This is a genomic window from Nitrospira sp. Nam74 (assembly GCF_965152615.1).
On record NZ_OZ224220.1, the window covers coordinates 2,420,757 to 2,435,257 of the forward strand.

Sequence of the window (14,501 nt, forward strand, 5' to 3'; positions counted from 1 at the left end):
AATTCGGCGCAATGTGGTGGGGAAGTTCGAAGCGAATGTGGCTGACTTACCGGGCAACTCACCTTCTACGGCCGTTGGCGTGTTGCGGCTCGTGGTAGCCGCGTGTAGTCTCTTAGCTTTGTTCGGCTGGATGGATAGACGAATGTCTTTCCTTGGGGCTGTCGGTCGCCATGTCTTGGTAGCGCATCCATCGCAAGTATTGTCTAGAGCTAACCTTGAAACCAATTGAATGCTGACGTGGATTTGCCATCACAAGACTGAGTAATTAGGCGCCCTGACCCGGTCCATCTCGTGCGAGCGCAGACTGCATAGAATCCGTTCGTGAATCGATCCAGGCCTTTCTTCAATTTCTCGAAGTGGAGAGGCCGGCATCTACTGGAACCATCCCTGCCTATCACGCGGACCTTGACCAGTTTGAAGCGTTCTTAAGAACCCGCGCGACAACCCTAGATGCTAGAAAGGTGGACGACTATGCGATTCGAGGATATGTGGCTTCGTTGTCCATCGAACATTGAAGCCATTCTAAACTTCTGATCATTTTAGCTATAGGGTCTATGAGGTGCCGAAGTAAGCGCGGCATGAAGTAAAACTTTTACTTAATGTATGACTTATAAGATATCGCTATTTAATAGAATAATATAAACGTTACCTGCCCACAGTAGGATTTTTGCCAAGCAGGGCACCCCTTGATCTCCGTTCAGACATAGATGAAATGTGACGGCGACGCTGACTGTCTAATGTGGTCCTGCCTCTTTCTAAAATTCTAACATCGTGCCCGTTGGCATCTGCCGAACACAGGTGGTCGCCATCACGACCTCCATTCAAACTCCTGAACAGGTATGTCACAGGTGGTTTACCGGGGATCAGCAGGGGAGCGGTAGCCCAGCCAGGTGGCTTGCCTTTAAGCCTTGATACTTACTTGTCTGGGCTCACAGACCCGAACGCTGTTCGACGCGTCATACCTGCCGTATGTGGGGCACGCCGAGCGCTGGAACACTGCCGAGCTCGACGGCCGGCTGGACGCTGACACACGAGACTGTACGATCACGTATCGCCACGGCGGCAAGAAACTGATAGTAGCCGTCTATCGAGATCTTGAGAGGCTTCAAGTGGAAAGGGAGTTCGAGAAGACAATGGCCACGCAGGTATGATGAAGCTGTCCAAAAGTCGATGCATTAGCACCATCGGATGTGGGAGGTTATCCATTATGACGGAGCAATTCAACGTCGGCGATCACGTTTGCTGGAATTCTGAGGCTGGACACGTGAGCGGCACGATCATCAAGGTCCACACAACAGATTGCGAATACAAGGGTCATAAGCGCCACGCCAGCAAGGATGATCCGCAGTACGAGATCAAGAGCGACAAGACGGACCATATTGCCATGCACAAGGGCGCGGCGCTTACTAAGATCAGCAGCGGCACATCCCCGGGACGGGCCGCGCACCCGAAGGGAAAATAAAGCGGGTGGTGTGTTGGAGGAAGCGAATGTGATCGAGGTCCGGCACGTTTTGAAACATGCCAATGGTGACGTGCGCCTCGCCCAGCAGATTGCGCCGGCCCCCGTATCCGAATTTTGGGACGAGCGTCCTCCTCGATGCCCCGCTGGCTGACCAGACGTTGGCCCGCCCTGGCTTTTTCTCGTTCTGTAAGTTTAGTAGCGTGCCTGTGGCCATGACGGCCGCGCGTGATGCCGCCAGGCTGCTTTCAGATCATCGACGAGGGTTTGCGGCTATAGGGTGTCCGGGCTAATGGAGCCGACCGGCGTGGTGAATCAAAATATTGTGGCGACCGGCCGCCCCTGTAGAGCGAGCGGGCCGCCGACGGTATAGGCCAATCGGCTGTGTTTCTGGCCGATCGTTGCCTACGCATGGTTGGAGACACCTTCCGAGATGGAGTTTTTAACCTATCGTTAGACTCAACACTCTATGTCTGGCCGCCAGACTTACGGTAGGCTAATCGACTTCGCCAGATCAGAGGAGACCAATTATGCAGATGCTCACCATAATGTGTGGCGCGAGAATCGAGGAGCAGGTTCGCCTGTTGTTGAACACCCTCGGCGTCAAGGGATACACCGTCATGTCTGATGTGGGGGGATCGGCCAAACCGGGATGATGTATGGGAAAGGCGTATGGACCGATCGCGGCAAGTTATTTCTCGTTGCCTTGGACGAGGAGCACATGACTCCATTGGTGAACGCGATGAGGGAGCTGCATGTCCGGCTGGTTCAAAGGCCCCCCAAGGGCGTGAGGAGGTGCCCTTAAAAGTCTTTTTGCAACCCTGCGAACTGATTGTTTAGCGAGCTGGAATGCGAAACGCTACAGAACAAGCACGTCAGGCACTGAACCGGACAAGGATCGACCGTGACTTGATCTTGTAAAACCGAAATGATTGAGGTCGGGGGAAGTGTCGCTCTAGGTAGATGGCCGACGACGAGCGAGGGCCAAGGAACGGGGATTGACGATAACAATAATGGGCTGTCGCCAACCGGCGGCCCCCTTTCCACGCATCACCAGAACCATCTGGATATCCACTGCTAAAACCGACAATCATCTGCTGCCGTGTCTGGTTGTCGAGACGGTCGATGTCATTCTATGTTGCCAAGAAGTATGGTCATCATGCCTGGTGCTTCACTTAGCTCTACCCCGTTGCGTCAGTGCCGATGGGTAGGAATCCTTGTCAGGGGGCTCCTTTTGCATGGGGTCATTGGCGATGGGACAGATGGTGCTCTGCCACACTTGACCTTTTGATGTGAGGCCCCGTGGTGTTTTTTCCATAATCATGACCTCTTGGCATTTTCATAGAAAAGGTGCGGCCATTTCTTAAAAACGTGGAATGCATAATTGGCTTCAGGCCGCGCGTCTAGAGATCCAATGAGATTAAAGTCAATACGGGCGATGTGGAGCCGCGCTATTTGTCGTCCATGCCGGTGAAAGAAAAGGGGATCTGGCCTCTCCACAAAGGCGACCGCCTCCAGATTGTCGTGAATGAGCAGAATATGGTGTTGGGGTATCACCGCATCGATGACATGGGATGGCATCAGATTATTCGTGGTCAACTCGCTCAAGCCCTGATGGTGGGGCAGGAATGGGCCGTCATTACAACGGAAGACCAGCACGAGCGAGCCTATCGCGTACGGCCGCTCATTCGCAGCAAACTCGCAGCGGTTCCGATCGGCCAACCTGCAGTCTTCATAATCGATGAGACGGGTCAAGTTATGGACGCCGTTTTTGGGGCCGCGGAAACGCTGCAGGCCGCGGCGCAGGGCTGGTGTGCGTCTCCGCCGAAAGGGGGCTACCGTCAGCTTCGGGGTACCATGGTGAAATTGCTCGCGGCAGCATAACGTAATCATCCGGACCGATGATGGTCGAGAGCAGACCATGGAGATCAGAGGATTTCTCCAGGGCCCCTTGGCCAAAGTTCGGGGCGGGGTGCGGCGTCTCATGTGAAACCGGACTGAAAAGGAGGTCGCGCTGTGAATGAGCCGGTTGTGCTCATCAATCTGTTTTCCGTGCCGGAGGGGAAGGAAGAGCGATTTTTCCAGTGGTGGGAGAAGGGGAGAGAGACCCTGATCAAAGGGCCGGGATTCGTGACCGGCATGCTGTACCGGAGTCTCGATGCGGGCGTGAAGTTCAACTTTATCAATGTCGCGCAATGGGAAAGCGATCTTTATTCTGAGGCGTATCATCGTAGCGCCCCATCGATGCAGGCGGAGTTGGCCCAATTAGGAATTGAGATGGCCCCTGGTTTTTATAGCACTTTTCTTAAGTATTAAGTCGTCCTCAGGATCAGCGCAACCGCTTACCATGAGTCGGCAGCAGATAGGCTTCTCCGCCAAGTGACACCTGTGGCTGGCTACGCCGACGGATAAGGCATAACTGGTCGCTGCGGACCCAAACCGTCGTTCCGGCTATGAACATGTCTTCGTCCGGATGTGCCATCGCTCTCAGTAAAATTCTTCCTTCCTGCATGGTTTCTCGTTGTATCACACAACGCTACCAGGCCGCGCATGGCCGGCACTCCGCCCGTGGTGCTATACCGGGCCAATGTGCAGGTTCTCGCCAATGCTTGTCTCAAAGCTGCAAGGTCACGAAATATCTTATGAGCGTTTGAGGACCAGTTCGTCATCACTTGTGGAACAAACTCACGACGGCATGGGGATGAACAGAACGTTACCATGTGCCTACCCTGACCGTTCCTTCAGGTGCGAAACCATTGCTCACACAGTTAGCCGATGTGGGCGGGTCCCGGTGCTTCTTAGATTTGTGCCTCCAATGCCGCAAGATCCCTTCTTGGTCGAAGGTCAGCACATATTCATCGCACCAGAACCCGGTGATGTCGAAAATATTATTACCGCCCTTCTCCCGTTGCGTGATCTGATACACAAAGACCGTTTCCCCCGGCCGAGGCGTGGCGGTCCAGAGCGGAGGACCCAGACGTTCGCGAACCTCCCGTTGCGTCGCATGATCTTGTGCGCGTTGCAAGAAGATCACTTCCTGATCAAGGAAGAGTCCACAGCCGGCTCCCAGAGCCATCAGGCTGACGACCACTGCAGGAATGAATACATCCTTGCTTCTCACAGGCAGTAATTCTTCCACACTCTGACCATCACATCCTCCGTACGGGTTCCTTCCCCACCATAATGCCACGATTGTTCCGAAATGCTGCAAACGGGGTCTCGCTGTTTGGGACCGCGTTTTCTTTCTGAGGGCCATCATACGTCAATCTTGAATCCGTTGCGCGCCGTACCTTGGTAGACCTCGCTCTGAGTCAGACTACATCTGGACGTGTGCCACGCTCCGATCATCTCATACCTCGCCAGTCTGTGTTCTATGCTGGACTTCGCATGGACAAGTAGTCGTCGATGTCCCATAATTCCCCTGCGGCATCACACAGGGTGACGGTCTTGCTTGGTGTCTTCCTCCCAGACCCATAAGAAAAGCGAAACACCCTCTGTCGGCTCAACACCATGTGCACAGACGTTCGTCACTTTGGTCCACGGGGCTGCGAGATAACGTCATGGCGAATACCCCCATAAAGCCCGCACAGCGTAGTCTGCAAGTCGGTGGCAGAGGTCAGATACCCTTGACAACTTCCGCGCCGGCATTCCTGAACGCGGCTGCCTTCTCAGGACGTCGAGTCGCCACTCGTATTTTTTGGCCCTGGCGCAATAAGGCATTGGCCACTGCACCGCCTCTTTTCCCGTGGCTCGTCACCAAAATGATCTTCTTCTGTGTTGCCATGTCACACCTCCGTAAGGAACCAACCCTCCCTTGCAGTGATACCGCCTTCTTCTACCAACTAATCACTATCCGAGATGAAAGGACAACCGCCTCGAGTACAGGCACCCATTCAGAATTCCTTCGAACATCGAGTCACTAAGGTATTGTGTGTATGCGATGTCAGAGAGCTCGCCAGGCATTCAAATAACAGTTGGTTTCCGAGTAGCGACGAACTGATGACTCTTGTTTTTTGGGACCCCAATGCTCTAGTTGATCATGATAGTGGTTGATTGCGGCAGCGTTACTGCATCAGGGGTATGAGCCCCTACAAGGAACCAACTCAAGGACAAAGAATCGTCTTCGGGTTCGCTCAATATTTTGCGTGGCCTATTACATGTTGTTCCTGGCGTCGATGTTGTTTCAATATGAGAGCTGTGCTACGTCTATTGCCGATGTTCCTCCTAAGCCTGATTTCGACCATGCCGGGTTGTGCAACGGGTCCGTCGTCTGGTGTGCAGGGGCCGTATCAGTCCTGGGATGAAGTCATTGCGCGGTGGATCGGCAAACCGAAAGAAGCCTTGTTTTATGAGCTTGGTCCACCCAACGTGCATCCTGTGCCTGCCGAGACAGACCGATTGACCGAACTGGTCTGGGATATGACGATCGATCGGATGCCGGGGCAGGCCGATGAGTACGGGCTCTTGCCGTTCACGCGGTCCGAGACGTGTCAGCTCTTTTTTCTTGCTGACCCCAAAGGCATCATCGTCTCCGGAAAGCGGGTGGGTTGTGCCTAGGATGGAGCCCTAGCATCAGCCGAGACGGTCAGGATGTCGTCAGCGATCTGATCTTCAGTCTGGGAGACGGTTAGGAAAGACAGTTTTGATCCCTAAAGACACGGATAGCTGCAGGTAATGTAGGCCTTCTATCTGACCGCACTCTTCAGCGATGCTGTCCAGGGGGCGTATTGGTAGCCTGTAATCGTTCCGTCCTTGATTCGCTAACAGCCTCGTCCATCACAAACAGCGGCACGAGGAACCATTCGCGCGGCACAACGGGTTTTCCCAAACGATCCTTGATCTCGATATCAAGCCTTACCGGATCAAATATTCAACTTGAATTTCTAAGGTCTTGTTGGGGCGCTCCTTATGGCGTAGATCAGTCGGAGTGTTGAACGGAGTCCCCACGAGCGATACCGAATCAAGGGGCGCCATAAGTTTTCCCGAAAATGGAGCGACGCAGGCAGAAAGGCGAGTTTTGGAGCTGCTGTGGATCTCCCAGCATCGCCTGCCTGGTGAGTAGCTCGGCCCGCGCGATCCTGACCATGCAGCGGACAGCAAGACTGCCCGAGCAATGGGATCCGAGCCCCAGAACTACCAACCCATCCAATGGTGCACCTCTTAATGAAAAGGACGACAAATCTCAGAAAAGTGCACTGCCACGTTACGATTGGTGCGGGTGATCATCCTCAACAGCAGGCTTTCATTCATTATCAGTGGCACATTTCCCTCGTATCGCGAAGGCAACCGTCTATGAACTCCAACATACCGGATGCACTGCCGAAACTCGTCATGATGTTGTCAGCAAGCGCTCTCTCTCCAGTTGAAGTGTTCTCGGCAATACACTCTTTCACAGTTCCTCTTTTCCCACGGGCGACCAGTCTGTCGCTTCATGCCGATTGTGTTTGGTGATTTTGCTGACCAAGTCTTCCAGACTATACTTCTTGTGCTCTAGGATTGGTCGAATAACGGGCGCTCTTTTGTTTGTCTTAACACGATGCTGAACATCTGATAGGGTGTTTAATTTGGAGTTATCAGTTCTCTTTCGAAAAGTTTCATCACTTTCCTTAAGGATCAACTCGTCTCCCGACCTTCAACTTTACATTTCACTGCGCCAACTTTTCATACAACTTCAATTTGCTTTGAAGATGATCGTATTGCGCCATAGACATCACCACCATGTCCTCATTCTTTGTAATGAAGACAGGTTCTTCGCTCCTATGGATGACCTGTGAAAATTCCCAAATCTTGTTCTTCAGACCGGAAATGGGCTTGATCGGCATTATTGCTGTTCCCTTCGTAGCGTATCCAACCGAGCCCACTCGCCAGGCGCGTGTTCGAAGTGCCAATACCGCCATCTATCACCTGGACGGCAACTTTAAGTATAACTTTGCCCTCCGCGAAGGTGCGTGCATGGGCCTGTTCTTCAAGGCACAGCTGGCCGTTTAAGCTATTTCGCCACCTCGTCCTTATCATCCAATAAACGGTCACTTATAGTAACCATACCGGCGTAACTAAAGTAGCGGAGCCAGAAACATAAAAAAAGTAAACGAGTACGTGGTCTTAGTCCTCAACTCTGACTTCATGTAAGCATTTTCGTTTCCGAAGTGGAAATAGTTTTCCTTTCTTCGAGTCTAATAATTGTTCCGAACTCGGTTTTGGCTCCGTAACTTGACAGGACAGATATATTGACTATACTTAGTCGTAGTCTATAATAATCATAAATATCAATAACTTACATAGCCATAACATGAAGACTTTTGAAGACGTGCGGAAGCGCTATAAAACGTACGAAGTCTGTAAGCTTTTTAACGTGTCGCGAGCAACTCTGTTCCGGTGGGAACGAGAGGGCCTGATTTCGGGACCGCCGAGAGATTGGCGCAATTGGAGAATCTACACGGGGCAGAATATTAAGGAAATCACGGAGATCATTCGAACTAAGACTTCCACGGATTAAAAGGACGTGTATGAAGTGGTTAGACTTCGGTTCCATGCTTCGGAGAAATAAACAGCTGCTGGGTCTCGACATCGGATCGAGCGCCATCAAAGTGGTGCAGATGAAAGAGGTCAACGGGAAATATTTTCTGCAAAAATTCGGCATCAAGCCGTTGGAGCCAGAGGTGATTGTCGATGGAACGGTCATGGATGCCGGACGTGTAGTGATGGCCATTAAAGAGCTGCTCAGCGAAACCAACATCAAGCTGAAGCATGTCGCGATCTCGGTTTCAGGACATTCGGTGATCGTTAAGAAAATCAGCTTACCATCCATGGCTGATGATGAGCTGGAGACCGAGGTAAAGATTGCCGCGGAGCAGTACATCCCATTTGACATCAATGAAGTGAATTTGGATTTTCACGTACTCAAGCCTTCCGATCAATCGGATGAGGGGCAAGCGCAAATGTCGCTGCTACTGGTCGCGGCTAAAAAAGACAAAGTCAATGAGATGACGGAGGTAGTGCGGGGCGCCGGCCTGGTCCCGACAGTGCTGGACGTCGATGCATTTGCGATTGAGAACATGTATGGCGTGAACTACGAGACCAATGATGGCGACGTGGTGGGATTGGTGAATATCGGCGCGAGTGTCATGAACATTAATATTCTGAAAGATGGCGACTCCTTGTTCATACGTGATATCGCTGTCGGCGGGAGCGGGTATTCTGAGGCGATTCAACGCGAACTGGGGGTCACATTTGAAGAAGCCGAGTCGATTAAGAAAAGCCACCGTGTCACCGATACGAATGCAGCAGCAGTTGCGGCCGTGCTGGATGGAGTGAATGCGGAAGTGTCTTCGGAAATTGCCAAATCAATTGATTATTTCAAGACGACGGTGACAGGGGGCGACCTCAGAAAACTCGTGTTGTCCGGTGGATGCGCCAAGGTCAGTGGGCTGGCCGATCAATTGAGCGAGCGGATGGGACTTCCCGTGGAACTCGCGAATCCGTTTCTCAACATCGATGTGTCGGCAGCCGGGATCGATGACGACTCGCTTTCTGATCTTGCGCCAATGGCGGCTGTCGGTATCGGGCTGGCCATGAGAACGGTTGGTGACCGATGATACGCATCAACCTGCTTTCAACCCCACGGGCGAAGGCTGTTAAGAAACAGTGGGACGTCCGCGTGGAGCTTATCAGTGGCGTGAGTTTCCTGATCCTCACCATCGGCGGCTGGATGGTTTATGGGGAAACTCTGGAGACTGAGATCGCCGATAAGCAGGTCGAAAAGCAAGGAAAAGAAAAAGAACTGGCCCTGCTCAAGGACAAGGTCAAACAAGTTCAGGATTTCGAACGTACCAAAAAGCTCTTGGAGGACAAGAACCGCGTCATTGATGAATTGGAGAAATCACGAGCGGGGCCCGTCCAAGTACTGGACCATGTGAGCCATAGCCTTGAACCACTCAATATCTGGCTGGTCCGGCTGACCGTCAAAGGGGGCAATGTCGAGCTGGAAGGAAAGGCCTTGACGAATGATGACGTCGTGGAATTTGTCAACAACTTGCGCAGTGTCGACTATTTCTCGAATATCCGGCTGCTGGAATCCAAGTCGGGGACCGAGGCGAAATTGAACGTCTATCAATTTAAACTGAATATGACTTTGAAGGTGTAATGTGGAACTGCCAAAGGTCGATCTGGAAGCGTTACGAAAGATTCCCATGAGGAAAAAGCTGACGCTCCTTGCCGTGCTGGCGGGCGGAATCAGCGGGCTGTTCTACTATTACATCATCACGCCAAAATTCGATGTCATTGCGGCGCTTCAGGCCAATATTGGCAACCTTGATGCAGAAATCCAAGCGACATCCATCAAAGTACAGCACCTCGACGAACTTGTGGCGGCCAATAAGGAGTTGGAAAAGGAACTCGAAAAGAAAAAGGAACTCCTGCCCCCCGAGGAAGAAGCCGTCATGCTGCTGAAGCAATTATCCGACCTCGGCGTACGACTGGGTCTGGATATCAAGCTCTGGAAACCTGGCAATCAGGCGGAAGATTCATCGAAGTTATTCGTCAGAATGCCGGTAAGCGTGGAGGTCTCAGGCGGCTACCATACGGCAGCCGTATTCTTCGATCGGATCAAGAAACTCCCTCGGATCATCAACGTGTCGGACCTCCGCATGGGCTCCTCGAAGGTCGAACACGACCACGTGGTGATACAGACGCTATTCGAGTTAACAGCCTTTGTGGCGCCGCCGGACGTCAAAGCGTCGACGAATGACTTCAAACCCGTGGCCACTGCCCTCAAATAAACGTCACGAACGCAAGGTCGAAGAGGAAGGAAATGCCGATGCCTGACGGAAGTGGGTGGTTGTATGGCACGTGGACTGGGATGATGATGGTGATGGCGCTCGCGATGGCCCAGGAGGTTTCTGCCCAGCCGCCTTCCGGCCAGCCGACACCGCCTCTATCTGTTGGTCCGTCTTCCCTTCCAACGCCGGAAGGACAGGCGCCGACAAGCAATGTATCCGGCGCCTCCCAGCCGCCTGTGCGCGGGGAGTATTCTTATAATCCGTCCGGAAGACGGGACCCCTTCGCCCTTGTGCTCAAAGATCCGAAGATGGGCGAAGAAAATCAGAATTTGCCGCCGCTCCAACAGCTTTCACTGACGGAGCTGAACTTGATCGGCATTGTTTGGGGAGGGTTTGGATACAGTGCGATGGTGCAGGCGCCGGACGGAAAAGGCTATACGGTGCGGCAAGGAACACGCGTCGGACCCAACGGAGGCGCTGTCAGCTCAATCACGGAAAATGCCATTGTGGTTCAAGAGCGGTTCACCGATGTGTATGGCAATAAACAAGTGCGGGAATACGTCAAACTCCTGCATGCGAAAGAGGGCGCAGAATGAATGCCAAATCGATAGTGTCGTTGTCACTGTGCACGATGATGGTCTTTCAGGGGCTGGTGTCTTGTATGCACCGGCCCTCTCCCGCTGCCGGAGTCGAGTCGCCCAACATGTCGCTCGATCGTGTCGGTGTCACCGAACTTAGCGACCGACTTCGCATAGAAGTGGAGGGCGGACGCCCCATGACCTACTCTCTGTCAAGCAGTGACAGCCCTGCTCGCGTGACCGTCGATTTGCCCGGGTTTTCGCGTGGGAGCCAGCCTGAACGCCTGGTCATCAACAAGGGATCCGTGCTCGAGTTGACGGCGCAAGACGTGTCGACGCCGAAAGCCGGCGTGCAGTTGGTCTTTGCCCTTGCCGCTGCCATAGAACCGGAGATCCACGCTGAAGGGACACGGCTGTTCATTGATTTCCCCAAAAGCCAGGTATCGGAACCGGCTGCTCCTCAACAGGGTGCAGATCCCTCGAATGCCGGCATGGACGCTGCGGACGCTCCTGCAGTTTCAGGAAAGATCACTGAGGGATTGCCGGCGAAAACGTTGACACGAATAGACATCCAAAAGAGTGAGACCGCCGCGACGATCCTCATCGTGGCCGATGGCGAGGTCACGTATGAAGCGAAGCGGTCGAGTGGTGACCGGCTGGTTCTCGATCTGGCGAACGTCACCTCGTCGCTTCATAGCCGGGTGATGGCTGTCAATCATCCTTCGATCCGGCAAGTCCGGATCGGCCAGCATGCCAAAAAAGTTCGTGTGGTATTTGATTTATCCAGTCAGACCGCCTATTCCATCAAGCCGGAACACAATCAGCTGGCCGTCCACCTGACGCTCCAGAAGGACCCCGATCAATCAGTCTCGAAAACATTGGATCACTTGTCTGAGCACCCCAGTGGCGACAAGACACGGACGCCCCCTGCCGTTGTCCGAACGGCGTCAGCGGGGTCGGTCCCATTTCCGGAACGACTGGCAATGATTCATGCGCGTCCCTCGTTAGCGCAATTGGCACCGGAGCCGCGATCAGGCAAAGACCTTGATTCCGAAGACATCGGACAACGCCGGTACGCCGGGCGCAGAATCTCGCTCGACTTTCAAATGGCCGATATCACGAACGTGCTGCGACTGATTGCGGAAGTCAGTGGATTCAATATTGTGGTGGGTGAGGGCGTTAAATCAAAAGTCACGATGAAGTTGGTGGGTGTGCCTTGGGATCAGGCGCTTGACATGTTGTTGAAGATGAACAATCTCGGCATGATTCGCGAAGGCAATATTGTCTGGATCGATAGCCTTGCGAATATTGCCAAGCAACAAGATGAAGAGGCCCGAGCCAAGGAATCGAAAACGAAGGCCGAAGATTTAGTGACTCGGGTCATCTATGTTCAGAATATTGCCGCTCAGGAACTCCAGACCACCCTCCGGCAATATATCAGTCCGCGGGGGCTCATGCAGGTCAATCAAGCCAGCAATGCGCTAGTGGTCCGTGATACGGAGTCCCAGGTCGTGGCCTTTGCCGAACTCGTGCGAAGTTTAGATTTACAAGTGCCTCAGGTTCAGATCGAAGCGCGCATCGTCCAAGCGGATACCTCCTATTCGCGATCCCTCGGCGTGCAATGGGGTATTTCTAATACGGCAACTTCGAATAACGGCGCGGGTACGAGCTTTTTCGGAAATCCGACCGGAGGATTTTCAGAGCAGCAATTGGATACCAAAGGAACGATTACTCGCTCGTTTCTCGTCAATCTTCCGGCGGCGGTAACCGGTCTGACGTCCGTGCCTGGTGCGGGGTTTACCTTCGGCAAGATCGGATCACGCGATGGATTCTCGCTAGATCTTCGGCTGTCGGCGGGTGAATTACTTGGTTTGACAAAGGTCATCGCCGCGCCGAAGATCACCACCTTGGATAAACGTGAAGCGAAGATCTCACAAGGTGAATCGATTCCATTCCAGACCACGTCGCTACAGGGAACACAGACGACGTTTGTCGATGCCAACTTGGAATTACAAGTCACCCCTCAGATCACCTCTCGGGATCCAAAAGAACCGAACAAGCAGGTCCTGTTAAAAATTCGAGCTACCCGCAATGCCGTCGGCGCGCGAAGCAATCCCGCGGGCCCCAGTATCGACAAGCGCGAAGCAACCACTCAAGTCTTGGTCGTTGACGGGGAGACGATGGTCATTGGCGGCATCTTTGTCGATACGCAAACGAACACGGTCGCCGGATTGCCCTATCTCTCGCGCATCCCTGTGCTTGGATGGCTCTTCAAAAACAAGACGGAGAGTGTGTCGAAACAGGAGCTCCTGATTTTCCTGACGCCGTCGATCGTGAAGACAATATAATGCCACACGAGAAGAATGCCCTGTCCCTGGTCCGTCGCTCTGAAGCCTCAGCAAGGGCAGCCTCGGGAGCCTACAACACACATCCGTCCTCACGACACTACGTGAAAGCCTTTTAGTTTCCCTGCCTCTGTGATACCATCCTGCCCATTCTGACATGTATCCTTTGTGCGCATCCTTGGTGGAATGCGACGCGACGAATGCTATGGGTCTTGGCATCCTATCTATATGGCCATCGTTGAATCTTCTGTTAAGGTGTCCCTGGCAGACCGCACTTACGATATTGTCGTGGGCGTCGGCCTCCTCGATAGTCTAGGCCGGCGACTTCAAGCGTTAGGCCACAGCGGTAAAGTAGGCGTCGTTACGGACGCCGCCGTCGGGAAGTTGTATGGGTCGCGTGCGATGCGCGCGATTAAATCTGCGGGTCTTGATGGACATCTCATTGTCGTCCCCGCCGGCGAGCGGACGAAGACCTTGCGGTGGGTGACCCGGGTTTTGGATGAACTCGTCAAAGCACGCTTCGAGCGCACCTCTGCCCTCGTGGCATTAGGCGGGGGCGTCATTGGTGATCTGACCGGGTTTGCCGCCTCCATCTATCTTCGTGGCATTCCGTTTATTCAAGTTCCGACGACACTGGTGGCGCAAGTGGACTCCAGTGTGGGCGGAAAGACCGGGGTGAATCATCCGCTTGGCAAGAATCTAATCGGCTCGTTTTATCAGCCGAGACTCGTCTTGAGCGATATCGGGACCTTAAAGACGTTGCCGCCGCGTGAGTGGCTCGGCGGGCTGGCCGAGGTCATCAAATACGGCGTGATTGCCGACGAGCCATTCTTTATGTATTTGGAACAACATATGGGTTCGCTCTTGAAAATGAAAGAGGAGCCTATTCGGCACATCGTCACTCAGTCGTGTCAAATCAAAGCGGCGGTCGTGATGGAGGATGAACGGGAGTCCGACCGGCGGAGAATTTTGAACTATGGACATACGATCGGACACGCGCTCGAGTCATTGGGTAAATACAAAACGCTGATTCACGGAGAGGCGGTCGCCATTGGAATGGTCCAGGAAGCGTCGCTTTCACACTATCTTGGTCTGTGCAATCAGGATTTGGTGATTCGTCAACGAGATGTGATTCGTCGGGCAGGGTTGCCTGATTCCCTTCCGAAAATCACCTTCACTGAACTTTGGACTGCCATGCAGCATGATAAGAAAGTCGCTCAAGGGCGTGTCCATTCAGTGTTCCCGGAACGCATTGGACAGGTGCGAATTGCGCCATTGGAGCGACCCGATTGCAAGACATGGTTTCTGAATCGACCTAGAACGATGTGATTATGCGGGACAA

At 53.2% G+C, this 14,501-nt stretch carries 17 protein-coding genes and 1 pseudogene; 14 read left to right on the forward strand and 4 right to left on the reverse strand.

Features of this window, described 5'->3' with window-relative positions; genetic code table 11:
- Window positions 1–329 precede the first annotated feature (329 nt).
- From ACWHYZ_RS11415 to ACWHYZ_RS11440, 6 genes are all read left to right on the forward strand, one after another.
- Window positions 330–515: a site-specific integrase gene (locus ACWHYZ_RS11415; protein ID WP_447987569.1), complete on the forward strand. Its 186-nt coding sequence runs from the start codon at window positions 330–332 to the stop codon at window positions 513–515.
- Window positions 516–908: 393 nt separating this feature from the next.
- Entirely contained in the window at window positions 909–1,151 is a 243-nt protein-coding gene (locus tag ACWHYZ_RS11420) for a hypothetical protein (protein ID WP_447987370.1), read from the forward strand.
- A gap of 56 nt (window positions 1,152–1,207) precedes the next feature.
- A complete protein-coding gene (locus ACWHYZ_RS11425; RefSeq protein ID WP_447987371.1) occupies window positions 1,208–1,462 on the forward strand; it encodes a DUF2945 domain-containing protein in 255 nt (84 codons plus the stop codon).
- A gap of 527 nt (window positions 1,463–1,989) precedes the next feature.
- Window positions 1,990–2,115, forward strand: a complete 126-nt coding sequence (locus ACWHYZ_RS11430; protein ID WP_447987372.1) for a hypothetical protein — start codon at window positions 1,990–1,992, stop codon at window positions 2,113–2,115.
- 784 nt (window positions 2,116–2,899) lie between these two features.
- Entirely contained in the window at window positions 2,900–3,343 is a 444-nt protein-coding gene (locus ACWHYZ_RS11435; protein ID WP_447987373.1) for a hypothetical protein, read from the forward strand.
- Between the two features lie 132 nt (window positions 3,344–3,475).
- A complete protein-coding gene (locus tag ACWHYZ_RS11440; RefSeq protein ID WP_447987374.1) occupies window positions 3,476–3,775 on the forward strand; it encodes an antibiotic biosynthesis monooxygenase family protein in 300 nt (99 codons plus the stop codon).
- Window positions 3,776–4,172: 397 nt separating this feature from the next.
- On the opposite strand, the gene ACWHYZ_RS11445 is transcribed toward ACWHYZ_RS11440, so the two are convergent.
- Both ACWHYZ_RS11445 and ACWHYZ_RS11450 read right to left on the reverse strand, forming a co-directional pair.
- Window positions 4,173–4,598, reverse strand: a complete 426-nt coding sequence (locus ACWHYZ_RS11445) for a hypothetical protein (RefSeq protein ID WP_447987375.1) — start codon at window positions 4,596–4,598, stop codon at window positions 4,173–4,175.
- 477 nt (window positions 4,599–5,075) lie between these two features.
- The gene (locus ACWHYZ_RS11450) at window positions 5,076–5,243 is read right to left on the reverse strand and encodes an NmrA family NAD(P)-binding protein (RefSeq protein WP_447987376.1); all 168 of its coding nucleotides are present in this window, start codon (window positions 5,241–5,243) and stop codon (window positions 5,076–5,078) included.
- Between the two features lie 413 nt (window positions 5,244–5,656).
- Here ACWHYZ_RS11450 and ACWHYZ_RS11455 point away from each other — a divergent pair, with 413 nt between their 5' ends.
- The gene (locus ACWHYZ_RS11455; protein WP_447987377.1) at window positions 5,657–6,016 is read left to right on the forward strand and encodes a hypothetical protein; all 360 of its coding nucleotides are present in this window, start codon (window positions 5,657–5,659) and stop codon (window positions 6,014–6,016) included.
- Between the two features lie 128 nt (window positions 6,017–6,144).
- Here ACWHYZ_RS11455 and ACWHYZ_RS11460 read toward each other — a convergent pair.
- Window positions 6,145–6,329 (reverse strand): annotated as a pseudogene (locus tag ACWHYZ_RS11460) (GIY-YIG nuclease family protein); the annotation flags it as partial.
- Window positions 6,330–7,104: 775 nt separating this feature from the next.
- Window positions 7,105–7,281: a type II toxin-antitoxin system prevent-host-death family antitoxin gene (locus ACWHYZ_RS11465; protein ID WP_447987378.1), complete on the reverse strand. Its 177-nt coding sequence runs from the start codon at window positions 7,279–7,281 to the stop codon at window positions 7,105–7,107.
- A 467-nt stretch (window positions 7,282–7,748) separates the two neighbouring features.
- On the opposite strand from ACWHYZ_RS11465, the gene ACWHYZ_RS11470 reads away from it, so the two are divergent.
- From ACWHYZ_RS11470 to aroB, 7 genes are all read left to right on the forward strand, one after another.
- The gene (locus tag ACWHYZ_RS11470; RefSeq protein ID WP_447987379.1) at window positions 7,749–7,955 is read left to right on the forward strand and encodes a MerR family transcriptional regulator; all 207 of its coding nucleotides are present in this window, start codon (window positions 7,749–7,751) and stop codon (window positions 7,953–7,955) included.
- A gap of 10 nt (window positions 7,956–7,965) precedes the next feature.
- Complete coding sequence (gene pilM / locus ACWHYZ_RS11475; protein ID WP_447987380.1) at window positions 7,966–9,054, forward strand: type IV pilus assembly protein PilM; 1,089 nt, start codon at window positions 7,966–7,968, stop codon at window positions 9,052–9,054.
- Window positions 9,051–9,602 (forward strand): PilN domain-containing protein, encoded by a 552-nt coding sequence (locus tag ACWHYZ_RS11480; RefSeq protein WP_447987381.1) that lies wholly within the window; start codon window positions 9,051–9,053, stop codon window positions 9,600–9,602. Before pilM ends, ACWHYZ_RS11480 begins: the two co-directional genes overlap by 4 nt.
- Window position 9,603: 1 nt before the next feature.
- Complete coding sequence (locus ACWHYZ_RS11485; protein WP_447987382.1) at window positions 9,604–10,236, forward strand: type 4a pilus biogenesis protein PilO; 633 nt, start codon at window positions 9,604–9,606, stop codon at window positions 10,234–10,236.
- Window positions 10,237–10,268: 32 nt separating this feature from the next.
- Window positions 10,269–10,832 carry a pilus assembly protein PilP gene (locus ACWHYZ_RS11490; RefSeq protein ID WP_447987383.1) on the forward strand — a complete coding sequence of 188 codons (564 nt, stop codon included), beginning with the start codon at window positions 10,269–10,271 and terminating at the stop codon, window positions 10,830–10,832.
- Complete coding sequence (locus tag ACWHYZ_RS11495) at window positions 10,829–13,162, forward strand: type IV pilus secretin PilQ (protein WP_447987384.1); 2,334 nt, start codon at window positions 10,829–10,831, stop codon at window positions 13,160–13,162. The genes ACWHYZ_RS11490 and ACWHYZ_RS11495 overlap by 4 nt, the downstream gene beginning before the upstream one ends.
- 183 nt (window positions 13,163–13,345) lie before the next feature.
- Window positions 13,346–14,488 (forward strand): 3-dehydroquinate synthase, encoded by a 1,143-nt coding sequence (gene aroB / locus ACWHYZ_RS11500; protein WP_447987385.1) that lies wholly within the window; start codon window positions 13,346–13,348, stop codon window positions 14,486–14,488.
- Window positions 14,489–14,501 lie beyond the last annotated feature (13 nt).

Excerpts from the sequence above, each read along its gene's own strand:
- ACWHYZ_RS11470 (WP_447987379.1), top strand. The coding sequence starts at position 7,749 with ATGAAGACTTTTGAAGACGTGCGGAAGCGCTATAAAACGTACGAAGTC.
- ACWHYZ_RS11480 (WP_447987381.1), top strand. The coding sequence starts at position 9,051 with ATGATACGCATCAACCTGCTTTCAACCCCACGGGCGAAGGCTGTTAAG.
- ACWHYZ_RS11465 (WP_447987378.1), bottom strand. The coding sequence starts at position 7,281 with ATGCCGATCAAGCCCATTTCCGGTCTGAAGAACAAGATTTGGGAATTT.
- ACWHYZ_RS11430 (WP_447987372.1), top strand. The coding sequence starts at position 1,990 with ATGCAGATGCTCACCATAATGTGTGGCGCGAGAATCGAGGAGCAGGTT.
- ACWHYZ_RS11495 (WP_447987384.1), top strand. The coding sequence starts at position 10,829 with ATGAATGCCAAATCGATAGTGTCGTTGTCACTGTGCACGATGATGGTC.
- aroB (WP_447987385.1), top strand. The coding sequence starts at position 13,346 with ATGCGACGCGACGAATGCTATGGGTCTTGGCATCCTATCTATATGGCC.
- ACWHYZ_RS11450 (WP_447987376.1), bottom strand. The coding sequence starts at position 5,243 with ATGGCAACACAGAAGAAGATCATTTTGGTGACGAGCCACGGGAAAAGA.
- ACWHYZ_RS11490 (WP_447987383.1), top strand. The coding sequence starts at position 10,269 with ATGCCGATGCCTGACGGAAGTGGGTGGTTGTATGGCACGTGGACTGGG.
- pilM (WP_447987380.1), top strand. The coding sequence starts at position 7,966 with ATGAAGTGGTTAGACTTCGGTTCCATGCTTCGGAGAAATAAACAGCTG.
- ACWHYZ_RS11425 (WP_447987371.1), top strand. The coding sequence starts at position 1,208 with ATGACGGAGCAATTCAACGTCGGCGATCACGTTTGCTGGAATTCTGAG.